Origin of the sequence: Acinetobacter gerneri DSM 14967 = CIP 107464 = MTCC 9824, from assembly GCF_000368565.1 — a bacterium.
Classification (GTDB): domain Bacteria; phylum Pseudomonadota; class Gammaproteobacteria; order Pseudomonadales; family Moraxellaceae; genus Acinetobacter; species Acinetobacter gerneri.
On the sequence record NZ_KB849542.1, the window covers coordinates 20,629 to 44,398 of the forward strand.

Here is a 23,770-nt window from a genome sequence, read left to right on the forward strand (position 1 = left end):
GATTTAATTCAAAGCTAGCTATCCAATACTTAATATATTTTTTATTTAAATAAAAAATATATTTAAGTGTTCAATATTACTTTGCCTCTAAACAAAGACATAAATTAAATAATCAAGGATCGTTTCATGTTGAAATCAAATCAAAATCATTTAAAAAAAATACTTTCTGCGAGTCTTATCGCGTTGAGTTTACTCAGCCCGTTAAGCATACATACAGCTCAGGCAGCAAATAACATAAGCAACACTCAAATCTCCCCCTTTCAACTTGTGCAAATCACACAAAATATAAAATTAAATATGGCGCAGAGGAATCTCTCTGCCAATGAGAAAAATCTATATAGAAAACTCTATGATATTGCCAACAATACACCCAGTTTATATAACCCAGCTATTCAATCACCAACTGAACAATACGAACATATCCGTAAGCAAATACGTCAACAGTTTGTAACAGTGAAACAACTTGCAGCGCAAACTTATGGCAGCAATGCTCAACAAAAAAATTTACTCGCTACAAATGCTTTTATTTTGATGTATTACGATGCACTGAGTCGTAAAAATCCAAATTTTTATTGGCCAAATTTAGGCGTATTCGTTGCCAATGATGTACGTTCAAATTATGCACTTACATTTTCATTATCCAATGCTTTAGACCCATTAAAACTCAGCAACTCACAAAATATCATGATTGCTGGCAAGAACATTCCGACTTTGCAAAATACAATCATGCAGGCAAATCAAGCGTTGATCCAAGGTCAGGCAGACGTCATGGCAGATATTGGCGGTTTAAGTATTTTACATCAACACTATGATTCGGCTGAGCTTGCAACTGTGCTTTCTCCATACGGCGCAAATCTACGCAAAGCATTTTTGTTGCAGAAAGTCGCTGACGAATATGCCAAGAGCAAAGGGAATACTGATAAACAGTTTAAAAGATTGGCAACTGATGCTGCGATTGGCTTTGGAATCCATGAACAAGAGAAAATTTTACAGCCAATGTGGGACCAAGCACTGATGCGTGATTTTGCAAAAATCAATGATTTTATGCTTAGTCTTAGCCTTGAAAATGTCGGACTCCGTGGTGATATTTTCATAGGGGTCAATAAATTTAAGTTGATTTTTACACCATACCTCATCATCCGTGCCCCTCTATCAGCAACCAATTTAGCATCTTTACAAGACCGTATAGCAATCGCCCGTAATGGTTTTACAGTACTCAACAAATGGAAATCCAACCCTGCTTATTCACGCTGGATTCCTATTTACCAAAGTCAAATTGGGCAAGGTGAAGGATTGTATGAACCTATCGGCACTAGATAATGATGAAAATTGAATCAATATCTCAAACTACAATCTTATAATAAAAAAAGCTGCTCTAAGAGCAGCTTTTAAAAAGGATAATGCACCTACAATCGGATTAAGCTTACAGGGCATACTCTCCTATTTTCGATTATGCACTGAATGATTTGAAACGATCAGCATCATTCATAAATGCTTTATCAGCAGCAGGCGCTTCAACTGAACCGAATACAAGTTGAGCACGTAATTTCCAGTTTGCAGGAATATCAAATACTTGAGCAACTTCTTCATCAATAATCGGGTTATAGTGTTGAAGTGATGCACCCAAACCTTTTTCTGATAAAGCAGTCCATACAGCAAATTGTGCAATCGCAGTTGAATGCTCAGACCATACTGGGAAGTTGTCTGCATAAGCTGCAAATTGTTCTTGTAAACCTTTTACAACATTTTGATCTTCGTAGAACAATACTGTACCGTAACCTGCTGCAAAGCTGCTGATTTTTCCTTTTGTAGCTTCAAATGCTTCAGCAGGAACAACTTTACGTAAAGTTTCAAGCACGATTTCCCAAAATTTTACATGAGCAGCACCATACAAAGTTACTGCGCGGCTAGATTGTGAGTTAAATGCTGATGGGCTGTGTTTAATTGCATCAATGATGGTTTCTTCAATTTGAGCTTGCTCTAAAGAAACTTGGTTACCAATTGCATAAACTGTACGGCGTTGTTTGATCTGATTTAAAAATGACATGCGATTATCCTTGTGTTGACCCTTTGGTCATATTTCTTAAGATGTGCCCAGTTTATAAATTCGGAGTGTTCTAGTCAGCTTTATAATTATTACAATGCGTTCTATATTTGCAATGATCGAATGTTATGACATTCCTATAACAGTAATTTCATCATCGTGATGCTGATCAAAATGCATAGTCACTTTATCTTCAATAAATACACCAAACATAAATTGATAAAGTAGTTGTAAAGTTTTCGTATCACCGAGGCTATAGTCAAAATTGAGCAAATGATTTGTCTGAATTGGAACAAAAGCAAAATATTGTTCTAAAAAGTTCTCTTTACTCATATCTGGTGGTTGATTTATAAGATGGAAAAAAGGCGTTAAATCATTATATTGTTCGATTTTTAACAGATTTAATTGAGTAAAGCTCTCATATAAATTATTTTTCGCAAATGTAATTTTTTTAAAGTAATTCATATCCAATATATCAACTTGATTCGCTATTAAAAACAAACTTCCAGAAAATTCACAAGGTGCATATTTATTGTCTATAAAATTGATAATATATTTTAGTTCCTCTACATCCAAACCAGAATCGGCAAAAATAACAATATCAATTTTTGATTGCTCATTATTGGCACTTTTTATAATATTTAGAAAATATTCATAAGCTACTTGCTGACTCTGATAAAGATAAAATATTTTTACCTGTTCTTCGATGATTCCAACCTGATCTAAATAAGACAATATCCACTTACTAATATCATGCTCTTGTAACGATTCTTTGATTTTATCAGACAAAATAATATGTATATCTAATCGTTTTAAATCTACTGGACTATCTTCTATAATTTCTGAAGTACTTTCCGTAAAATCCATATCCTTCCATTTAGGATGAATTCTATATTGATGATTTAAAGCAGTACGATAATATTTTTCTGCCAACATAAAATGTAATGCTATTTTTTCTAGAACCGGCTTTTGCTGTATTAATTCCTTCTTTATCATAGCCTTAATTCGATGTGATTTATTGTATTTTTGATCATTTTCATCCACTTTTAAATCTTGTATTTTGCTACTAAATATAGCCAACTTTGTTTTTTCAAATAAATCCGTATCAAATATCGGTATCGGTTGATTGTTCTCTTTGAGTATAATTTCACCATTATGTCCCAAACTGCTATTAAGCTGTGGTGAGTATAACTTCACGATTTGAATTTTTGCTTCCGCCTTTTCATTTTTTATTGACTTAATTTCTTCATTTTCTTGTTGTATATGGTCATGGTTTACTTTTTTCTCCGTTTTCTCCACTGTTCCTTTTTTTAAAAAATACCCTATTGAACATAACAATGAAAATCCAAATGGAAATAGAATCCCTAAAAATAAAATTTGGTTATCTGTAGGATTTTTTTGTACGATTCGCCAATAAAATAATAATAGTACCAATATAAAGATACAGATCGTAAAAAATAAAAACACTGTAAATAATAATCTTTTTAACATTTTATTTATCTCATCATATTTGTATTTCAATCAATAATGAAGAACTATTTTTATATCAATATAAATAAAAAAACTTTTTATATATCATCTACCCTCAATTAATATCCAATGCAATTTTAGCAATGCAATATAGTGTGCAACGCTGGCTATCTTTATGGGCGTAATTACTAGCATGGTCATAGCCATTAATCACAAATGTCTGTTTTAAATTTCGTCCTTCAGCTCGAGTATCCGCACCAGATTGATAACAAACGGTCCCATCTCCGGGCGAGGTAGGATGAATTTCAACTTTAAATGTCGCTTTGTTATTTTTAGATATTTGATATTGTTCGTCAAAAATGACCTCACGAACGCCATCTTGTTCATTTTCATCATTTTGTACGATAACAAACCGTGACTGTGTTTCCGCCGAATTTGCACCTTCAGAAGCATCATCGGTCGCTGGAATCTTTTGATTTACCCCATATTTTTCTACTAAATTGATCAATTCATCTTCTGTACTAATGTTTAATTTATCGTGACATGTCCATGTGACTTGACCAAATGCCTTATGATCATCATCCTGAGCATAATGTGCATAAGTATTTTCGTGATAATGATCCTTGATAAGGTTATGTAATTCTAATACTACATCAATAACTTTCGTATATTCATCAAAAACTGTTTTTCCATTCTTTGAATCAAGTTTTTCAGTTATTTGTCCCGATGGATCAATATAATCTTCATTCACCATCTGCCACCAGACGTCTTTTTTCTTATAAATTTCCGTATATGGATCATCTGTTTGGGGCAAGTATGCCGTGATGGTACCATTATTACTTTGGCTCTTTGTTTTTGTCGCTTTAAGTATTAACCATGCTTTTGGAGAATTGGGAATTTCAATATTATTTCTAAAATTAGCAAAGGGTAAAAGTTCCAAGGCTCCTGGTGCACTTGCTAAAACCGCTGTCAAATCTTTAGAGTCTTTACCAAACATCGGAGCTGCAACCCAAGCACCAATTTTATCAAATAAACCACCATCGGTTGCTTTAAATCCATCCCACCCCATAGTTAGACGTTGATATACTGCAGGTGCCCCACTAGCAGGCATTACCCCATGTACCACTCCAACGATATTGTCTTTTATACTCGGATTTTGTATCAAGGCACGTGTGACCAATCCCCCCATACTATGGGTAACAATAATAAATTTTTTAAAAATAGAACTAGGGAATTCTTTTTTTAACTGTTGCATGACTTCATTGTTCATCCTAGCTGCAACTAATTCTGCTGAGCTTTTATTGGTATCCAACCAATTATAACCACATGCAAAAACAGGAAAAGCATAATTAACCAATGCCTTGTGATCCATCTCTTCAAGAAGTTCAAAAAATTTGTCTGGTTGCCAATTTTTATTGATATGATCCTGTTTTTTCTTAATCTTTCCTATTTTTACTATTTTCTCCCACTCATCTGTCCCTTTAAAACCATCATCAGTACGATTTTTGATGTTATTGATAAGATTATGATTTAGATAAGACTCTAGATAAATTAATATCTCACCGTACCCCTTAGACCAGACAGATCCCCAACCTCTATCTTTTGCAATTTCCTGTGAAATATATGGGATTAACTTCTTATTAAGCTTAATTTCACCATCATACCCAACCATTGTAGATTTTAAATCAAGTTCAGTTTGACGTTTTGCTGCATCTTTCTTTTTCCATAAACTTATTTCTTTTATTCCTTTAGCAATGCCATTCGGAGGATACCAAATATGCTCCTTATTTTCATTCATTAAGTTTGAACCCATTATTCCTGGTATAAAAATAATTGGAACAACAAATGGTGGTGGTGGACTGACTTCACATATGGTTTTAGTATCACTGGGTGTAGTTTGAGAAATATAACCAACTTGATTATTTACTGTCTCTATTTCATAAGCATCATGTATATAAGCTTCTTCTGTATTCATCTTTTAAGTCCCCCTATATTAAAATTTTCTTATACTTTTCATGATTGACTCATATAACTTTAATGCTTCTATTTCAGTTAAACTGGCTGTTTTACTTGTAAATGACTCATAACCCGTATTAACTTCCAGTTTAATTAAAGGGTCTAATGATTGTCTTGATGTCCCTGTATGCTCCCATAAAGCACTAATCCCATCCTTGCCTTTCATCGGCTCAATTGTGATCCATTCTTGACCTTGTAATCCTGTTGAACCCGACTGATTTTTTATGCCTTTGCGAATAGTCCCTTTTTCTATTTGACGCTTCGATTGTCCAACTTTTAATAATTTTTCTGTTATGCGAGGAATTAGCTCTAAGGTCGGTTGTAATGTTGCCTCTTCTTCAAAACGAATAACAACTGAAGGATATTTAATAAAATCAAATGAAAACTGTTGCATACTATAACGGTATTTTTCTCCTGAATCTTTGATAAAGCCTTTATCTATACAAAACCCAGCTTCTGCTGGAACCTCATGATCGCCTCTAGCCCTTAAGTTTTTTACTATATGCTCTATTGTTTCATCACTACGAAGTTTATTGGCTTCACGATTTCCATACCCTCCTTCTATTAAAAATAATGTATTTTTATCTAATACAAATGCAAACACATCTATAGGTACTAAGGGATCTGGGCTATATTTACCTCGTATTATCTTAGTTAATCTTTGTCCATATTTAACTTCAGGCTTATCATCTAACAATATACGTTTACCCTCAGTTTTATAATCATTCCTTATCTTTTCTACGGCTTGAGCATAGTCTGCTTTTGATGCATTACTTTTTACTTTTATCCTAAATGTATCAAAATTTACTGACTGACCAAATACATTTGCTTCTGCTGGTATCTCAAAGGCGTAACGTCCTAAACACCAAGTTTTTGTATCTTCGAGATTGATCGTACTCATACTTTTCCCCAATTGGTTAGTTTGCGCTGTTCCTACATAACTACAGCTTGTATTAAAAATTGTTGTTGCTAAAACTAAAACACTAGCTAACTTTTTCATTTATTTTCACCCCATGAAAAAACAAATCTAAAAAATTATGATTAAAATAAATTAGTTAAAATTATGAATGCTTTTTAATATATTTTCATAAAGCTTTAACGCTTCAACATTGCTAATACTTGCTGTTTTTGTTTTTAGATCATTACCATTTGTTAAGCTCAAATAAAAAACTGGTGCTAAGTTATTATTTTCAATTCCAGGATACTCCCATACCACATCTACTCCATTTCTGCCTTTCATCGGTGCTTCAGTGATCCACTCTTCACCTGCAAAGCCATTTATGATGCGTTTACCTTTCCTGATTGTTTTGACTTTAGTTAAAAATCCTGCAAGTAATCCATCTTCTTTTAGGTTTTTTGTTGTTCTCGCGATCAAGCCGCCATCAAACTCTCTGATTGTTTCCGTCTGAATCTCGATATCAACAGTTAAAAACTGAGTAAAATTTAAAATTAAAGTTTGGTCAGCATATCGATATCTTTCACCATTATCTTTGATAAAGCCATTGTTTATACAAAAACCTTTTGAGGTAGGAATGCTGTCATTATTTCTATATTTTAGTTTTTGTACCAAATTTTCGATAGACTCTTTACTCTTTGCTTCATATTCTCGCGAATATGATCCTTCTATCTTAAACAAGCTACCGTTATCGAGCACAAATGCAAAAACTTCTATTGTTGGCGACTTTGGACTTAACTTTGCCCAAATGATTTTCGTCAGTGCCCGGTCATGGTAAACTTCCGCGGTTTGATCAACCAAAATTGATCCATAACTAGTATATTCCTTAATAATTTTTGCGATTTCTTTCTCCAAATCATTTTTGGTTGCACCTAGTTTTTTTGTTTCTATCTTAAATGAATCATATTCGTCTCGTTGTAGAAAAAATTGGGCATCTTTGGATGCTTCAAAAATATAACGCCCTAAACACCATGTTTTTGTATCTTGTAAATTAATCATATTCATATTCCCCCAAAATTGGTTACGCTGCGATGTTCCTGCATAACTGCAGCTTGTATTAAAAATTGTTGTTGTTAAAACTAAAACACTAGCTAACTTTCTCATTTATTTTCACCCTAATTTAAAAATTCAACAGCTATGTATTCATATTTATTCTTCAGCTGGACCGAGAACTGTTAGTTTGGCCTTATTCATCGAAAGTGAATTTACATCTTCAGTATGTCCATCAGTATCGGTAACACCTTCTATTACTTTCCCATCTTCTGTTTCTATTTTATATTTCATATTGGGCATGGCCTGACCTAAACGATCTTTGAGCACAAACCGTTCGTTGTATTCCATATCCATACTCGGTAGATCCCCTAATTCAGCAGCCATACTTCCCCCACTTATAACTTGTGTTTGTGCCCCTTTTAGTTTTAATAAGCCAGGACAAACCACTTCGATATTGCCATCTTGAATTTTGATATACCCACCACCACAAGTAATTAAAATTCCTTTGCCACTTTCAATTTTAAGTAAGTCATTTAAGTTATAAATATGAAATTTTTCTTGCGCAGCAATTTTCATATTGCCTGATTGTGCCTCTATGTTGAGATCACCACCGCCAGCCTTGATATTCATTCCAGCCTGTTTGGAAAATAAACTGATTTTATTTAATGCATTGGCTAAAAAGTTTCGTCCAGAAAACAATTGCACACTGCGAGGTGTAGTGATATCCACATGGTTTTGTGCTTGTAATACAATGCCTTGTTGGCTATTTGCAACGATGGAATCTTTTGCATTAAGTAAAACATAAGGATTTGAATCTGATCCGTCCCATGCTTCAAGATCGGTCACAATTTTTTCTTGTAAATCAAGTTCAGGCTCTGTGGTTACATGCCCTTTGACCAATTTAAGCAATGCTTCATTATTTTTCTTATGTACTTCTAATAACTGCTGCAATTCACTTCGATCAAGTTGATTACCTGCTGCATTAATCGCACTTTGTGTAGTTAACAAGATCCCTTTTGCAGCACGAATTGCGCCATACTCATCAGATCGTAGCTCAAAGCCCTCACCCCGTCCTTCGCTTTCAGCGCCAGTTTTCGGATGGCTTAAATTCCCCAAATTTAATTGAGTTGCACCAAAACTACTTTGCAGCTGCGTACTAATCTGTCCCTCTGTATCATCGAATCTGAGCTGTCCATAACCATCACCAGCAAACTCATTACTACGGATACCACTTAAACTTTTGCTATCAGGTAAAATACTTTTTTTATCAAACTTAACAGGTTTATGTTCACTTTCATGTAATCGTCCTAGTATAAATGGACGGTCAATATCTCCATGTACAAAATCTACAAAAACCTCCTCTCCAACTCTTGGTAAAAATGATATTCCCCCACCATCCGAATACGCCCAAGGTGTCATTGTTTCAAGCCATGCAGAGTCAGCATTATTCTGATTTGAACCCGCTCCAGAATCATGCGTATTGTCTTCTTTTCGGCTAAATAAAAATTGAACTTTTACCCGACCTTCCTGATCGGTATGTACCACTTCCCCTTCAGGCCCCACAACTTTTGCACGCATTATTCTAGCCAATGGTTTTTCACCCATTGGGTCGTATTTAGGAACAATTTTTATATCACGTCGTACCAGTGTTAATTGGCATGCCTGTCTTTCTTCGATACGGTCTTTATCGCTATTCCAATGATTTAACGAAAATAAGCGTTCAAGCTGATCTGATATATCTTTTGGAAAATTATTTTGGTTATAGGAATATTTACTCAGTATCAAAAACTCTTTTGCATTTTTATGCTGTTGATCAATTTCTGGATGCTCATTTAACTCAAAATAATACCCAACTTGGGCATCTCTAACACTGCCATATGCAATAAAACACTTCGCATTTAGGTCTTCATAGTCGATGAGCTGTTGATTAAGTCGATCCACTTGACGATTGCTCGACGACGTAACATGATCTTTTTGCTCAAAATCTCCAATCCAAGCAGGGCTAATCAACATAGATTGTTCTAGATTTAACTGTTCGTTGGTATATTGAGCACTATTTTTATGTTTACTATATATCTTTCCAGCACCCTCTTGGTGTGAGTATGCTTGAGAATGCCATCTTTGAATATGACTCGCTGTCGCTCCTAATTTTCGATTTGAAATCAATGAAGTAATAGTATCAAAACGTTCTGTTGCATCTGATCGATGGTAACGAATGTTCTTTCTTTTTAAACATTGAAAATGACGATTATCATCAATAAGTCTAAAGAACTGAGGCTCAATATTATTCTGACTTGTTGTAAGCAAATATTCATGTTCATCAATTAAAAAATTTACACCTTCCTCTCTCAATAATCGACTCAAAAAATTAAAATCACTTTCACAAAACTGCATAATAAAAGGGCGCGTATCATATCGTTCCAGCTCTACATTTTTTAAGCTCAGTTTCAAACTACTGGCAAATACTTTCGACTTATTGCTCCATTCATTAAATAAAATTTCCACTATTTGTAGAACAGTTTTATTCATAAAAACACGTGAATTTATACGTTTTTTTAGTAAATATGTTGCATCTGAAATTTCTAGTCTATAAACCGTAAGACCACCATCACTTTGCCCAATACTTGCACCGATGACCAAGCCTGATACGCGGTTATATTGTCCTTTGTCTGTAATCTGATCTACCGCTACATTACAACCAATAAATGATTTTAACTCTATGAATGGATCCGTACTCATACAAATCAATTCAGCCGAAAGACCTTGATTAATTTCATGAAAAACTTCAATCCGTTGTATATCAACTTTATTATTGAGCTCATGATCTGACAGATGTAATAAAAGAGCCCTATTTGTAGAATTAAACCCTAAATTTTGTAATAAAGTAGAAATTGTATTAAACATTATATTTTCTTCTGAATAAAAAATAATCAATACTTATCATTATCAGTGCTTTTGTTATAAAGCAAATCAGTCAACTTTATATAATGTGCAATACATCAAATATTTATAATTTTTATTGAATAATATCTTTTTATTTTGATTGTATTTTTTGTAATCAAAATATTAACAAAAAAATAATGATTATTATCTTTTTAATTATTTCACATAACTATTCTTTTAATATTACCCATTTTATAAATAAAATATTTTCAATTATATTAAAGGCACAAAAAAGCACCTGTATACTACAGATGCTTTTTATTCATTAAGCGAATTTATTTATCAGTTTCAAACAATGCCGCAACAAAAGATTTGGCTGAGAATGGACGTAAATCATCAATTTTTTCACCCACACCAATAAAACGAATAGGCACATGAGTTCGGCTAGCGATATTAAATAATACACCGCCTTTAGCTGTGCCATCTAACTTGGTAATGGTAATCCCTGTCAAACCTACAGCTTCATCAAACATTTCAACTTGATTGATTGCATTTTGCCCTGTACCCGCATCCACGACCAACATGATTTCATGTGGTGCAGTCGCATCAATTTTTTGCATCACGCGTTTAACTTTCTTGAGCTCTTCCATCAAGTTGCTCTTGTTATGCAAACGTCCTGCTGTATCAGCAATCAATACGTCAATGCCTTTTGCACGCGCACTTTCAAATGCATCAAAAATCACAGAAGCGCTGTCCGCACCATGACCTTGAGATACAACCGCAATGTTGTTACGCTCGCCCCAAATTTGCAATTGTTCTGTTGCAGCTGCACGAAAGGTATCGCCTGCCGCCAACATTACTTTTTGACCTTCGCCTTGCAAACGTTTTGCAAGCTTACCAATCGTTGTGGTTTTACCCACACCATTAACACCAACAACCAAAATTACATACGGATTTTTATTTGGGTCAATGTGTAATGGTTTAACACGAGGTGCAAGTAAAGCAACCAACTCTTCCTGCAAAGCTTTATAAAGTGCGTGAGAATAGATCAAATCACCACGTGCTGTACGCTCTGTTAAATTGGCAATAATTGTTTTAGTCGCTTCAACACCGATGTCTGCGACCAAAAGTTGTTCCTCAACTTCTTCAAGCAATTCATCATCGATTTCCTTACCACCAATCAAGATGTTGACCATGCCATCGGCAAAACTTTTACGTGTTTTGGTCAAACCTTCTTTCATACGGCTGAAAAAACCACCTTTTTTCTCAGTCGTTTCAGCTGCATCTGCTTGTTCAGGCTCTACAGCTGTTTTTTCTTCAGCAACAATTTGTTCTTGCTTATTTTCTTGGGCAATAGGCACATCAACGGCTGGTAAACTCGGTAATGTAACATCGTCATCCCCGATATCCGCATCAATCAAAAATTTATTTTGCTGTTGTTGCATGCCGATTCCTTGAAAAGCATCACGTTAAAAAAGAAAGAGTTTAACATAAAAAGCTCAAATTGCTGAGATATCCGCATGTCGAATCTTACTCAATAGCGCCTGACAATATCAAATCAAATACTTTGCACAACAAAAGCACAAAGTCTATGAGATACAAACTAAAATGCAACATTCTGCGCTTGATTTAACTCATTCATTTTTGAACAATAAACTCTAAAATACCCAATCTTCTGAGTAGCTAGTGCTTTTTTCAAATTTTCCAGTTTTATTTTTTGCTAAAATTCGGCTTTGCAAAATCAAGCAATTTTTGCTGTATAGCAGTGTACTCAGTTTAAATGCCATTTTTACACCATCACATTCAGAAACTGATTCCCAGCTTTCCCGAAGCACTGTAGAGACGACGCTTAAAAATGGTTTAAAAGTCATTATTCGTGAGGATCATCGTTCACCGATTGTAATGACACAAATTTGGTATGGCGTGGGTAGTGGCGATGAGTCTGGCAATATATTGGGTGTATCGCACGCCTTAGAACATATGATGTTTAAAGGTACGCAAAAAGTACCCGAGGATGAGTTTACCCGTTTAAGCCGCCTTTATGGTGGTAGTGTTAACGCAGCAACCAGTACCAATTATACTTATTATTATCAACTCTATCCGAGCAAATACTTTCCGCTTGCTTTGGAGCTTGAAGCAGACCGTATGAATAATCTGGTGTTAAAACCCTCAGATTTTCAAACAGAAATCAAAGTCGTAATGGAAGAGCGACGACAACGCACCGATGACAATCCGCGCAATTTGGCTTTTGAGCGTTTTAAATGGATCGCTTATCCAACCAGCCACTATCGCCAACCCGTCATTGGCTATATGAAAAATTTAAAAAATATCAAATTGGATGATTTAAAAACGTGGTATTCAACATGGTATACCCCGAACAATGCAACATTGGTAATCGTTGGTGATGTCAATGCAGAATCAGCATTACAACAAGTCGAAAAATATTTTGCACCGATTGCAAAACGTCAGACACCAGAACGCAACGATGTGCTCGAATATGATCGTCTAGGTTATCGACACATGGAGGTTTCACTGCCTGTTCAGGTGCCAAATCTCTATATGGCTTGGAATGTTCGTTCACTTAAAACAGCCAAAAATCCACAGGATGCTTATGCATTAACCATTATCCAAGCGCTTTTAGATGGCGGTATATCTTCAAGATTGCAAGATCGTCTAGTTCGCGGTCGCAAATTACTCACTGCCATTAATGTCAACTATGATCCATACAATCGTGGTGACAGTTTATTTACGATTACCGCAATTCCCGCAGAAGGTGTAAGTCTGGAAAATGCGCAGAAAGCGATAGAAAAAGAGATTGATAAGTTCAAAACGGAACTGGTTGATCAAAATGAACTTGAACGAATCAAAGCCAATTTTGTTGCCAATATGATTTTTAGCCAAGACGATCTCGTTGGTCAGGCGAAAATGATGGGCATGCTAGAGGTCAATGGATTGAGTTATCGTTTAATGGATGATTTACCAAAACATTATGAAGAAGTCACACCACAAGATTTACTCAAGATTGCCAATGCTTACTTCGTCAAAGACAATCTGAGTACGCTCTATCTTTCACCTGAAAATGATTCAGCCGATCAATAAGGGGCATTATATGAAACATCTACCCATCTTTGCCCTATTGTTAAGTTTAAGCACTACGATCTATGCTGATAATGTCGTCGAAGCGGATACACGTGATGCTGAACATGCCGTGGATCAGCCCTTAGAAATAGATAACGATCCAAATCAAATTTCTGCGATTGCCAAACTACAAAGTTTAAAAAACTTATCGCACAAATCTACTTTTCAGGCCCCCTTTGTACAAGATCTTACAAACCAATTTAAAGTCCGGACTTTGTTTGTAGAAAACCAAGATTTACCTATGGTTGATATACAACTCACTTTTAATGCGGGTTCTGCTCGAGACCAAGAGATCTCAAAACAATTGCCTGGTCTAGCCAATATGACTGCAAAACTTCTCGCTGAGGGCACTGAAAAATACACAGCAACACAAATTGCAACAATATTTCAAAGACTTGGAGCAAAATTTAGCGTCAATGCTTACCGAGATATGTTCGTGGTCAAACTGCGTGTCATGTCAGATCCAGACAAATTAGAGCCTGCTTTGGCTTTGATGTTAGATGTGATCAAAAATTCCACGCTGAATAGTTCAGGCTTAAATATGGTCTGGAACAATACCAAAGTTGGACAAAAACAAGTTCAAGAAAATCCAACAAGTCTGATGAGTTTCCAATTTTATCGCACGATATATGCAAATCATCCATATGCTGAACCAATTTCAGGGACGCAAGCAAGCATTCGAAAAATTACCGTTGAAAATTTACAACAATTCAAACAACGTTTTTTAGTCGCTCAAAATATGAATATCGCCATTACTGGAAAATTATCTGCCAAACAAGCACTGGATATTTCAGAACGTATTGCGGGCAATCTACCACAAGGCAGCAAAGCCTTACCGATCAAAGAACCGAACGCTAAAACAGGTTTTGATATCGAACATATTACTTTTGATTCAAGCCAAGCTTCCGTCATGATGGGACAGTTAAGCATTACCAAAAATGATCCCGATAAAGTTGCCTTAGACCTAGCAAATCAAATGTTTGGCGGCGCAAATTTCAATTCAAAATTGATGCAAGAGCTGCGTGTGAAACGTGGTTTGACCTATGGTGCCTATAGTAATTTAACAGCACTACAAGCTTCGGGTATTTTTAGTTTGAGTTATTCAACTCAACAAAACCAGTTGATGGATAGCATACAGATTGCCTATCAAACCCTGCTCAATTTTGTGCAAAAGCCGATCGACAAAAAACAATTAGAAGAAACCAAAGAAGGTATGCTTCGAGCCTTCCCGATGAATTACAGCAGTAATGCCAATACCAACTCACAAATATCGTCGATTGGCTTCTATGGCTTAAATGCCGATTATTTACTGCAATATCAAAAGCAGCTTCAAGCACTTACACCTGAACAGGTTCAAAATGCGATACGTCGTCATATACGACCAGATCAAATGAGTTTTGTTATTGTAAGCAAAGATCTTGATCAGGAAGAATTATTGCAATTGTTAAATAATACTTACCATGAATTTTCAAAAGAAAATAATTGGAAGGAAAATGTCAAAACCAAAGTAAAAGCCAAACACTAATTGGCCTATTGACTATATGGTATTTTGCTTCGACCATAAAACTCCAGCCAAAGTGCTCAATAATTATTGATATTTAAGGCTGGGTATTTTTTCGTATGCTGAGCCTCATAACGCTCAGCTCGAACCAAATGAAAGTACTCTACACGCTTGATTTGCTCAGATTGTAGCAATTGCTTTGCCATGTGCTGGGTATCTGGATATTGAGCTTGTTGCGAAAGCTTGACGATATTTTGCAATTGTTCAGGTTGAATAGGTCGCGATAGCTGAAAAAAAGCCAGAAGTACAATACTCAAGATCACTACACTGACCAGGGTATTTAAAAAACTTTCAAATGGGAATTGGGAGTAAAACTTCAAAATTTTTTGTTTAAAAATAAGCATGACCAACCTCGAATTGAGGTTAGTGTAACCGTGCTCGACAAAAAAACATAGTATTCAATAAAACACTAGCAAATCTATTTAGTGAATACTCGCCAATTACACTAATAATTGGCGAGTATGACATTTAAATAATGGTACGAATCACCGCAAAATACAGTATAAGTGCAATAATTGCTAAGGCTAAAAACACTGCAAAGAGGCTTAGCCCACCCTCAGCATGAGCTGGATGCAAATCATCATCGTCCGCTAAACGTTTTAACTCCCCGTCATATACACGATAAAATTTGCGTTTATCCTCAAAAGATAAAGTTTTTGTAAAATCATACACACGTTTACGTTGCGCTAAGCAATAATCCCCAAGATGAATTTCCTGATGAAAAATTGCATCATCTAACTGTTTTCTGTGAAATTGGGCGAGTCCCACCACCTCATTTTCTTGCGGAGGAACACTGAAATTGAATCCATCAATAGTCGTTGTCATTTTGTTCTCCTTTTGGTATAATTCTCATATACATATTAATAAATAATAATACTGATTAATGTTTAATCGTGTAATCTTAGTAAATCGGGTTTTCTTCCAATAATGCTTGACAAATAACGTAATTTGTCATATTAGTGTAATAATACTTAGATAGATTAGTATGTAGGTCAAATGACCATATGATCATCATAATTAGAATAAGGAGTTTAATATGATTCATCAAATCTCTCACCAAGAACTAGAACATGTGTATGCAAATGCGGTAAATACAATTCAATCAGAAATGAATTTTGTAGATGCGGTAAAAGAGTTAGAAGATGCAGCACGTTTAGGTCATGGTAAAGCGGCAATGTTCTTAGCAGAACTTTATTATCAAGGTTTTCGCGTAGAACGTGATTCGTTAAAAGCGCAATATTGGCAAAAAATGGCCACATTGCAAGCATAATAAGACGTCACTTAGGTGGCGTTTTTTAAACCCTAAAATTTGTAAAATTGAAATGATTAAATAATTTCTTACGATTTAATGCAAAGCTTAAACTGTACTTTTATATTGAATGCATACAATAGAATCACCGTAGATAAGATATGAGAATCATGAATAAGTTTACGCAGCTTCAACCGATTTCAAGAGAACTTATCATTAAAATTTCAATACTCAAAACGATGATGTACTGTGGGGTACTCTGGGGTCTTTATCACCAAGGTGGTTGGGCTATTCGTTCGGATCAAGAAGGTTATATTTTTCCATTTTGGCTCAATTCCGTTCAAGCGTTTCGTTATGCAAAGATCCATTGGCCTAATTACACACCAAAAAGGATTACCCCAAAAGACTTTGAGGATGCACTATTACCCACACTCACTCGCCTCAATGTCACCCCTGCTTTGTTTAACTCATCATCAAAGAAATTTAAGTTGTCCACACAACAAATGAAACATTTCTTTTTTTCACAACCGCAAGTTGTTATGGCATAAATATGGATATCACAAGAGAAAAGCTGTAAATTTTGACTTATTAGTTCATTTTTTGGGTTTGTTAGCTATTTGCAATATTCAAATTAAGCGCTAATTTAGTAGAAAACAACATAACAAAGGCAAGGAAGAATATCCATGACCAACGTAGCACAAGTACTTCAATCAAAAGCAGACCAAGAAACAGTATCAATCCGTCCCGATGCAACAGTACTCGAAGCCATTTCTCTCATGGCAAATAAAGGGATCGGGGCAGTTTTAGTGATGGACCAAGATCAGGTGGTTGGGATTTTATCCGAACGTGATTACACCCGTAAAATCGCCTTGATGCAACGTTCATCAGACCATACGCACGTTTCTGAAATTATGACTGCAAGTGTAATTAGCGTTCAAAGATCACATACTGTAGAAGATTGTCTGGACTTAATGACTGATCGCCATTTGCGCCATTTACCCGTGATTGAAAATAATCAATTGATTGGTTTGGTTTCGATAGGTGATTTGGTCAAAGCTGCGATGGAAGATCAAAAGAAATTAATTCATCAGTTACAACAGTATATTTCTGGATAAGTATTGCTCCCAATATGATCCATAGAATAACATGCTCCAAAAAAAACAACCTCAAGACAAGAAAAAGCCAGCAATCGCTGGCTTTTTGTTTAGGTTTAGAATGAAATCAGTTCAAACCCAATTTCTCAGCAACATAATCAGAGTCTTTATCACCACGACCTGATAAGTTCACAACAATTTTGGTTTCTTTCGACATTTTTCCAGCTTCACGCAATGCCCAAGCAACAGCATGTGAACTTTCAAGTGCAGGTACGATTCCTTCAACTCGCGACAAAGTCATAAAAGCATCAAGACATTCTTTATCTGTAGCCGTTGAATATTCGACACGACCCAAATCTTTCAAGAAACTATGTTGCGGACCTACACCCGGATAATCCAAACCAGAAGCAATAGAATGAACTGGCAATGGCTCACCTTGGTCATTTTCCAGTACATAGCATTTCATACCGTGGATTTCACTTGGTTTACCCAAAGTCAAAGTCGCAGAATGCATATCCGTATCAAGTCCATGTCCTGCTGGTTCAACACCTACCAATTTGACATCATTATCATTTAAAAATGCGCTGAATGCACCCATTGCATTTGAACCACCACCAACGCAAGCCACGACATAATCAGGATGCTGACCGAATCTGTCTTGCGATTGTTGTTTGATCTCCTGACCAATAATCGCCTGAAAATCACGAACCATTTTCGGAAATGGGTGTGGACCCACCACAGAACCAATCGCATAAATAAAGTTCTTCGGATCTTTTAAATACTCTTCAAAAGCACTATCCACTGCATCTTTTAGCGTTGCAGTACCACGTGTTACCGAAACGAGTTTTGCACCCAAGATTTTCATTTTAACGACATTAGGATGTTCTTTTTCGATATCAACCTGCCCCATATGGATTTCACAAGGAATACCCACCAAAGCACACGCCGTTGCCAATGCCACACCATGCTGCCCTGCACCCGTTTCTGCGATCACTTTGCTTTTGCCCATATACTTGGCAAGCAAAGCTTCACCTAAGCAGTGGTTAATTTTATGTGCGCCAGTATGGTTTAAATCTTCACGTTTTAGATAGATCTGCGCCCCACCGAGTTGCTCAGACAAACGCTTTGCATGAAAAAGTGGACTTGGACGACCCACATAATTGGCAAATAAATCCGCCAATTCATCTTGAAACTCTGCTGTATGACGAATTTCTTCATAGGCGATATTAATTTCATCCATTGCTTCTTTGAGATGTGGTGGAATGAATTGACCACCATATTCTCCAAAAAATCCTTCTTCATTTGGTAAAGCAATGCCATTAATTTGATGATCCATTTGTTTCCCTTGCTTTGTTAGGCTGTGTCATATCGAATAATGCTTAGCCCGATCCTATCTATTTGATTATCGTGCTAAATATTTAGTGATATCTTCGATACCTTTTAAAGTCATTGGATACATATGATCTTCAAAAAGTGTTTTAATCATTGAAATTGTTTGTGTGTAATGCCAATAACTTTCTTGTTCTGGGTTTAGCCATGCCGTTTTTTCAAAATGATTGCGCAAACGTCTTAGCCAAACTTCACCAGATTCATCATTCATATACTCTACAGAACCACCCACTGATCGCAATTCATAAGGTGCCATACTAGCATCCCCCACGACAATTACACGATAGTCTTTACCATAAGTATTAAACAAATCCCAAGTATTCATACGGGATGAAGAACGGCGATGATTATCTTTCCAGACATAATCATACAAACAGTTATGAAAATAAAAATATTCTAACGTTTTAAATTCAGTTTTTGCGGCACTAAATAGCTTTTCACATAAGGCAATATGTGAATCCATCGAACCACCAATATCAAATAACATCAATACTTTGATACGGTTACGGCGCTCAGGAACCATTTGCACATCCAAGATTCCTTGCTTCGCTGTTTCGCGAATCGTGCCATTGATATCAAGTTCATCAGCAGCGCCTTGGCGGGCAAATTTACGCAAGCGACGCAAAGCAAGTTGCATCTGTCTAGTGCCTAGAACTTGCTGATCATCCAGATTTTGATATTTCCGTTGTTCCCAAACTTTTACAGCAGAGTTTTTACGGCTAGGCCCACCGATACGCACACCTTCAGGATGATCACCAAAAGCACCAAAAGGCGATGTGCCTCCAGTACCAATCATCCGATTGCCGCCCTGATGTTTTTTATGTTGTTCGCGCAAACGCTCTTCCAACATTTTCATCAATTCTTCGAGAGAACCCGCTTTTAACAGCTCCGCACGTTGCTCTGGTGTTAGGTTCTTTTCGATTAACTCTAAATCAAGCCATTCTTTTGGAATTTTATGAATTTGATTCATCAACTCATCAAGATCAAAGGTTTGAATTCCTTCAAAATAATCTTTAATGGCACGATCAAATTTGTCAAAGAAACGCTCATCTTTGACTAAAATTGTTTTAGCAAGTTGATAAAACTCTTCCTGATCGGCAAAAACCAAACCCTGACTAATCGCCTGATTTAAGTCGATCAATTCACGTGTTGTGACGGGAACACCGTATTTGCGAAGTGTATAAAATAATCTCACAAACATGAGCGATCACCTACTAACGTCGTGACATAAAGGCTAAACGTTCGAGTAATTGCACATCTTGTTCATTTTTAATCAATGCACCATAAAGCGGTGGAATTGCTTTACTTTTATCGTGATTTCTCAATACATCTTCTGGCATATCGTCAGCCATTAACAAGCTTAACCAGTCGATCAATTCAGAAGTTGATGGAAGTTTTTTTAGACCTGGTACTTGACGGAGTTTAAAGAAAATCTGTAAAGCTTCATTGACCAAAATTGTTGAAATATTTGGGAAATGTACTGCGATAATTTCACGCATGGTCGCTTCATCAGGAAAATCAATATAATGAAAGAAGCAACGACGCAAAAATGCATCTGGAAGTTCTTTTTCATTATTTGAAGTAATGATTACGATAGGACGTTGTGTCGCTGTAATGGTTTCGCCTGTTTCATAAACGAAAAATGACATTTTATCGAGTTCATGCAACAGGTCATTTGGAAACTCAATATCCGCTTTATCAATCTCATCAATTAATAAAACACAGCGTTCTTCGCTGGTGAATGCTTCCCACAATTTACCCGGCTTGATATAGTTTTTAATATCATAAACACGATCATCGCCCAACTGACTATCACGTAAACGTGATACAGCATCATATTCATACAAACCTTGCTGAGCTTTGGTTGTCGATTTGATATGCCAAGTAATGAGCTTTAGACCTAAGCTTTGTGCAACTTGTTCAGCAAGCAAAGTTTTACCAGTACCCGGCTCACCTTTAACCAATAATGGTTTTTGCAATGCACGTGCAGCTTTTACAGCCAGTTTTAAATTATCAGTCGCGATGTACTGATCAGTTCCAGTAAATTGTTGAGATTCAACAGCCATGTTTTAACCTTATTTTTATTTAAAGAGGTGAAGAATTATTTGTCTTAGAGCTAAGATCAGTCGTGTTTTTAGTCATCTTAAATTTTGACCAAAAATAACCAATGACCAAGCCCAAACCGAGTACCAAACTGATCAAAGATAAATTTGACCAAATTAAAGATCCATCTTTTGTTAATACACCAAAAAGCAATCCAAAAAATGCAGGTGCGATAGATGAATTTGGTCCTTCTGAAATTGAAGGTGTTGCGATCAATGCAAACACCACTGCCCAACTAATACCACCCAATGGTTGAGGCAGGCGCTTTTGCACGCCATACCAACACCACAAAATGATCAAGGCACCTACGATATATACCGCTATTGCAATGCTATCCTCAGGAATCACATCAAGCAAAGAAACGGCATTATCCCAAAGTCCTGATTGATCTTCACGCACCACGTAGTCCCTCTGGTTCAACCGCATTAGGATTAATTAAACCCTCTGGCGGCATTTGAATAAAGAAGCCTTTTGTGAGTAATGAATCAAGAACATGTAAAATGTTGGCTCTAGCCAATTTTCGAGACTCACTTAATTCTAAGTGCATCACAAAAGTTGCACGACCAAAAGCCATTTTCAATGTATCTGGGACCACTTCTAATGGATCAGCTTCATCATCTTGGTTTGGATAATCTGGACGAGCCACATAAAGATACATTTCATCTTTTTTGCTCGATTTGTAAATATCACAATGCATTGTCACAACAGCACCTAAAAACTTAAAAGACAGCATACAACAAAAATACGACTGATACATTAGCGATTATTAACGCATCAGTCGTATTTTTAAACGAAAATGTATATTTTATAAATTCAGCCAAAAACTATTCGGCGACTTTTATCTGTGTAGACAAATAACTTTCATCTTTTGATAAAAGACCAATCAAAGGCTTAGTCAAGCAATCATAACGCCAGCCCAAGAGATAGCTAGGCAAGTCTTGTTCATCATTATGAAAAACAATATGTTGATAAATAGCATTTAACCATTTTTTACGAAGCAGTACTTCTTTGGGAATCGACATTTCAGTTGATACACGCTGAATCAGCTGTTCAGCCTGCTCGCTAATCTCTTTTGAAGAATGTCGGATCGGACGTGCAATGCGTAATGGCCACTGCTCTGCTTCTGGTAGATATTTCAATAAATCCAAAATTGTTTTGCCGTGTTCACGAACCACATTTGGACGAATATTTTTAACAGTCGATAACTGGAAATTATTCTTAGGATTTTTTTCAACCAAATCAATCATGGTTGAATTTTTTAAAATAAAACTACGCGGCAGATTTAAAGCCTTAACCATCTGTTCACGCCAGATTGCAATTTGCTGTAATTGCATCAATTGACGACGTGAATGACGATAATTCCCCACATCTAGATAAAGTTGCTCAAGTGGTGTTTCAGTCGCGATTTCATGAGTCAGGCTATTGCAATCTTCAACAGCGCAATCATAGAGGTTTTTTTGACTAAGTTCGGATTTGACCTTTTCAGCAAGTTGCATGATGTAGAGCACATCATTTGCGGCATAATTCATCTGCTCAGGCGTCAAAGGACGTGCCAGCCAGTCTGAACGAGTCTGATCCTTCTCAATGTCTATATCTAGCATGTTCTTTAAAGCATTTTGATAACTGACTTGCAGACCATGACCTAAAAAAGACATCGCGACTTGCGTATCAAAGACATTTTCAAGCGCTTTGTTTTGAGAATAATGATAAATCAGATCTACATCTTCACTACATGCATGAAAAACATTTTGATTTGCTTGGAAAATTTTACTCCAGAACTCAGACAGATCCAGCGTAGTGCCATCAAGCAAAAAAACGCTTTCTTTGATATTGATTTGGAACACGCCAAGTTTCGGCCATAGTGTATCGACCTTGATAAATTCAGTATCGAGACCATAGGTTTTGTATTGACTCATTAAGGTCAGTACATCGGCAAGTTCAGCTTGTTGCTGGATAAATTGGAACATCTTGATTTGAGTCAAATTTTGTATTTGAAATAATGGAATATTACCCTAATTTATAACATTTAAATATAAGAATTTTCCACTAATTTTCAATAAAAAACTGATTTGTATTGATTAGCGAAAACCTCTATTATTTATTAGTACATTTTAACAATAAGTCAAAAAATGCTATAAATTAATTAATATATTATAATAAAGCTAAATTGTTTTGTTTGTAACAAAACTTATTTTATAAAAATGAAGCAAATGTACAAGTCATTTTACTTCATTTTTATATATTCTTAATAAGATAAATACCTTAGTTTTTATCTCATTTTCATACGATTGTGTACTGCTTGACTCAAAGTGTGGCTATCCACATATTCAAGTTCACCACCTTGTGGCACGCCTTGTGCAATTCTTGTCATTTGCACAGGTAAGTGTTTAGCCGCTTCAACCAGATAGTGCGCTGTAGCTTGACCTTCAACCGTAGCATTAGTTGCTAAAATCACTTCTTGGACCTTGCCATCACTTAAACGCTGAATCAGATACGGAATGCCAATTTCTTCAGGTCCAATCCCATCCAGCGGTGATAAATGTCCACCAAGCACGTGATATTTACCTCTAAAACTACCGCTTTGTTCAATCGCCATTACATCGGCTGGAGATTCAACTACACAGAGTAAACCATCATCACGATCATTAGACTGGCAAATATCGCAAATCTCATTTTCAGTCAATGAATGGCAAATCTCACAATCATGGATATAAGAAGTCGCTTCATTTAACGCATGCGCCAAACCGACAGCACCTTCTTTATTTTTCATGATGAGATGTAATGCCATGCGCTGAGCCGATTTTGGTCCAACACTTGGTAAGATACGCAGTGCTTGTACAAGCTGATCAAATCTGTCGCTAAACACTTATATTTC

Annotated in this window: 22 protein-coding genes; 6 read left to right on the top strand and 16 right to left on the bottom strand. The window is 36.0% G+C overall.

The window, feature by feature from the left end; genetic code table 11:
• Window positions 1–126: 126 nt before the first annotated feature.
• Entirely contained in the window at window positions 127–1,320 is a 1,194-nt protein-coding gene (locus F960_RS05675) for a hypothetical protein (protein WP_004860622.1), read from the top strand.
• A 130-nt stretch (window positions 1,321–1,450) separates the two neighbouring features.
• On the opposite strand, the gene F960_RS05680 is transcribed toward F960_RS05675, so the two are convergent.
• The 7 genes from F960_RS05680 to ftsY all read right to left on the bottom strand — a co-directional run bounded on the left by F960_RS05680 (window position 1,451) and on the right by ftsY (window position 11,806).
• Complete coding sequence (locus F960_RS05680; RefSeq protein WP_004860626.1) at window positions 1,451–2,047, bottom strand: nitroreductase family protein; 597 nt, start codon at window positions 2,045–2,047, stop codon at window positions 1,451–1,453.
• A gap of 123 nt (window positions 2,048–2,170) precedes the next feature.
• A complete protein-coding gene (locus tag F960_RS05685) occupies window positions 2,171–3,535 on the bottom strand; it encodes a hypothetical protein (protein WP_004860630.1) in 1,365 nt (454 codons plus the stop codon).
• A gap of 94 nt (window positions 3,536–3,629) precedes the next feature.
• Complete coding sequence (locus F960_RS05690; protein ID WP_004860633.1) at window positions 3,630–5,489, bottom strand: esterase/lipase family protein; 1,860 nt, start codon at window positions 5,487–5,489, stop codon at window positions 3,630–3,632.
• Window positions 5,490–5,507: 18 nt separating this feature from the next.
• Entirely contained in the window at window positions 5,508–6,530 is a 1,023-nt protein-coding gene (locus F960_RS05695; RefSeq protein WP_004860636.1) for a T6SS immunity protein Tli4 family protein, read from the bottom strand.
• A 51-nt stretch (window positions 6,531–6,581) separates the two neighbouring features.
• The gene (locus tag F960_RS05700) at window positions 6,582–7,589 is read right to left on the bottom strand and encodes a T6SS immunity protein Tli4 family protein (protein WP_004860637.1); all 1,008 of its coding nucleotides are present in this window, start codon (window positions 7,587–7,589) and stop codon (window positions 6,582–6,584) included.
• 45 nt (window positions 7,590–7,634) lie between these two features.
• Window positions 7,635–10,382 carry a type VI secretion system Vgr family protein gene (locus F960_RS05705; RefSeq protein ID WP_004860641.1) on the bottom strand — a complete coding sequence of 916 codons (2,748 nt, stop codon included), beginning with the start codon at window positions 10,380–10,382 and terminating at the stop codon, window positions 7,635–7,637.
• Between the two features lie 314 nt (window positions 10,383–10,696).
• The gene (ftsY, locus tag F960_RS05710) at window positions 10,697–11,806 is read right to left on the bottom strand and encodes a signal recognition particle-docking protein FtsY (protein ID WP_004860646.1); all 1,110 of its coding nucleotides are present in this window, start codon (window positions 11,804–11,806) and stop codon (window positions 10,697–10,699) included.
• Between the two features lie 310 nt (window positions 11,807–12,116).
• Between ftsY and F960_RS05715 the strand changes: the two genes are divergently transcribed.
• A complete protein-coding gene (locus tag F960_RS05715) occupies window positions 12,117–13,460 on the top strand; it encodes a M16 family metallopeptidase (protein WP_228134731.1) in 1,344 nt (447 codons plus the stop codon).
• A gap of 10 nt (window positions 13,461–13,470) precedes the next feature.
• Window positions 13,471–15,024, top strand: a complete 1,554-nt coding sequence (locus F960_RS05720) for a M16 family metallopeptidase (RefSeq protein ID WP_004860650.1) — start codon at window positions 13,471–13,473, stop codon at window positions 15,022–15,024.
• 56 nt (window positions 15,025–15,080) lie between these two features.
• On the opposite strand, the gene F960_RS05725 is transcribed toward F960_RS05720, so the two are convergent.
• Together F960_RS05725 and F960_RS05730 are read right to left on the bottom strand one after the other, a co-directional pair.
• Window positions 15,081–15,404: a hypothetical protein gene (locus F960_RS05725; protein ID WP_004860653.1), complete on the bottom strand. Its 324-nt coding sequence runs from the start codon at window positions 15,402–15,404 to the stop codon at window positions 15,081–15,083.
• Between the two features lie 124 nt (window positions 15,405–15,528).
• Window positions 15,529–15,885, bottom strand: coding sequence for a hypothetical protein (locus F960_RS05730; RefSeq protein WP_004860654.1), 357 nt, complete (start codon window positions 15,883–15,885; stop codon window positions 15,529–15,531).
• Window positions 15,886–16,096: 211 nt separating this feature from the next.
• On the opposite strand from F960_RS05730, the gene F960_RS05735 reads away from it, so the two are divergent.
• The 3 genes from F960_RS05735 (at window position 16,097) to F960_RS05745 (ending at window position 17,424) form a co-directional block, all read left to right on the top strand.
• A complete protein-coding gene (locus F960_RS05735) occupies window positions 16,097–16,330 on the top strand; it encodes an SEL1-like repeat protein (RefSeq protein ID WP_004860657.1) in 234 nt (77 codons plus the stop codon).
• A 149-nt stretch (window positions 16,331–16,479) separates the two neighbouring features.
• Window positions 16,480–16,857, top strand: coding sequence for a DUF2750 domain-containing protein (locus F960_RS05740; RefSeq protein ID WP_020846690.1), 378 nt, complete (start codon window positions 16,480–16,482; stop codon window positions 16,855–16,857).
• Window positions 16,858–16,992: 135 nt separating this feature from the next.
• On the top strand, window positions 16,993–17,424 hold the full coding sequence (locus F960_RS05745) for a CBS domain-containing protein (RefSeq protein ID WP_004860662.1): 432 nt from the start codon (window positions 16,993–16,995) through the stop codon (window positions 17,422–17,424).
• Between the two features lie 106 nt (window positions 17,425–17,530).
• Here F960_RS05745 and trpB read toward each other — a convergent pair whose 3' ends face one another.
• The 7 genes from trpB to recR form a co-directional block, all read right to left on the bottom strand.
• Window positions 17,531–18,739 (bottom strand): tryptophan synthase subunit beta, encoded by a 1,209-nt coding sequence (gene trpB, locus F960_RS05750; protein WP_004860663.1) that lies wholly within the window; start codon window positions 18,737–18,739, stop codon window positions 17,531–17,533.
• 66 nt (window positions 18,740–18,805) lie between these two features.
• Window positions 18,806–19,993: a vWA domain-containing protein gene (locus F960_RS05755; protein WP_004860666.1), complete on the bottom strand. Its 1,188-nt coding sequence runs from the start codon at window positions 19,991–19,993 to the stop codon at window positions 18,806–18,808.
• A gap of 13 nt (window positions 19,994–20,006) precedes the next feature.
• Window positions 20,007–20,858, bottom strand: coding sequence for an AAA family ATPase (locus tag F960_RS05760; RefSeq protein ID WP_004860668.1), 852 nt, complete (start codon window positions 20,856–20,858; stop codon window positions 20,007–20,009).
• A gap of 19 nt (window positions 20,859–20,877) precedes the next feature.
• Complete coding sequence (locus F960_RS05765) at window positions 20,878–21,297, bottom strand: hypothetical protein (RefSeq protein ID WP_004860670.1); 420 nt, start codon at window positions 21,295–21,297, stop codon at window positions 20,878–20,880.
• The gene (locus F960_RS05770) at window positions 21,287–21,592 is read right to left on the bottom strand and encodes a YcgL domain-containing protein (RefSeq protein WP_020846688.1); all 306 of its coding nucleotides are present in this window, start codon (window positions 21,590–21,592) and stop codon (window positions 21,287–21,289) included. Before F960_RS05770 ends, F960_RS05765 begins: the two co-directional genes overlap by 11 nt.
• Window positions 21,593–21,719: 127 nt before the next feature.
• A complete protein-coding gene (locus F960_RS05775; RefSeq protein WP_004860674.1) occupies window positions 21,720–22,862 on the bottom strand; it encodes a ribonuclease D in 1,143 nt (380 codons plus the stop codon).
• A gap of 302 nt (window positions 22,863–23,164) precedes the next feature.
• Window positions 23,165–23,761 (bottom strand): recombination mediator RecR, encoded by a 597-nt coding sequence (gene recR, locus F960_RS05780; protein WP_004860678.1) that lies wholly within the window; start codon window positions 23,759–23,761, stop codon window positions 23,165–23,167.
• Window positions 23,762–23,770: the final 9 nt, after the last annotated feature.

Bases quoted from the DNA above. Each gene is read 5' to 3' on its own strand.
- F960_RS05680 (WP_004860626.1), bottom strand. From the start codon at position 2,047: ATGTCATTTTTAAATCAGATCAAACAACGCCGTACAGTTTATGCAATT.
- F960_RS05730 (WP_004860654.1), bottom strand. From the start codon at position 15,885: ATGACAACGACTATTGATGGATTCAATTTCAGTGTTCCTCCGCAAGAA.
- F960_RS05690 (WP_004860633.1), bottom strand. From the start codon at position 5,489: ATGAATACAGAAGAAGCTTATATACATGATGCTTATGAAATAGAGACA.
- F960_RS05720 (WP_004860650.1), top strand. From the start codon at position 13,471: ATGAAACATCTACCCATCTTTGCCCTATTGTTAAGTTTAAGCACTACG.
- F960_RS05760 (WP_004860668.1), bottom strand. From the start codon at position 20,858: ATGGCTGTTGAATCTCAACAATTTACTGGAACTGATCAGTACATCGCG.
- ftsY (WP_004860646.1), bottom strand. From the start codon at position 11,806: ATGCAACAACAGCAAAATAAATTTTTGATTGATGCGGATATCGGGGAT.
- F960_RS05735 (WP_004860657.1), top strand. From the start codon at position 16,097: ATGATTCATCAAATCTCTCACCAAGAACTAGAACATGTGTATGCAAAT.
- F960_RS05740 (WP_020846690.1), top strand. From the start codon at position 16,480: ATGAATAAGTTTACGCAGCTTCAACCGATTTCAAGAGAACTTATCATT.
- F960_RS05755 (WP_004860666.1), bottom strand. From the start codon at position 19,993: ATGTTTGTGAGATTATTTTATACACTTCGCAAATACGGTGTTCCCGTC.
- F960_RS05725 (WP_004860653.1), bottom strand. From the start codon at position 15,404: ATGCTTATTTTTAAACAAAAAATTTTGAAGTTTTACTCCCAATTCCCA.
- F960_RS05775 (WP_004860674.1), bottom strand. From the start codon at position 22,862: ATGTTCCAATTTATCCAGCAACAAGCTGAACTTGCCGATGTACTGACC.
- F960_RS05700 (WP_004860637.1), bottom strand. From the start codon at position 7,589: ATGAGAAAGTTAGCTAGTGTTTTAGTTTTAACAACAACAATTTTTAAT.
- F960_RS05705 (WP_004860641.1), bottom strand. From the start codon at position 10,382: ATGTTTAATACAATTTCTACTTTATTACAAAATTTAGGGTTTAATTCT.
- F960_RS05770 (WP_020846688.1), bottom strand. From the start codon at position 21,592: ATGCATTGTGATATTTACAAATCGAGCAAAAAAGATGAAATGTATCTT.
- F960_RS05695 (WP_004860636.1), bottom strand. From the start codon at position 6,530: ATGAAAAAGTTAGCTAGTGTTTTAGTTTTAGCAACAACAATTTTTAAT.
- trpB (WP_004860663.1), bottom strand. From the start codon at position 18,739: ATGGATCATCAAATTAATGGCATTGCTTTACCAAATGAAGAAGGATTT.
- F960_RS05685 (WP_004860630.1), bottom strand. From the start codon at position 3,535: ATGTTAAAAAGATTATTATTTACAGTGTTTTTATTTTTTACGATCTGT.
- F960_RS05745 (WP_004860662.1), top strand. From the start codon at position 16,993: ATGACCAACGTAGCACAAGTACTTCAATCAAAAGCAGACCAAGAAACA.
- F960_RS05675 (WP_004860622.1), top strand. From the start codon at position 127: ATGTTGAAATCAAATCAAAATCATTTAAAAAAAATACTTTCTGCGAGT.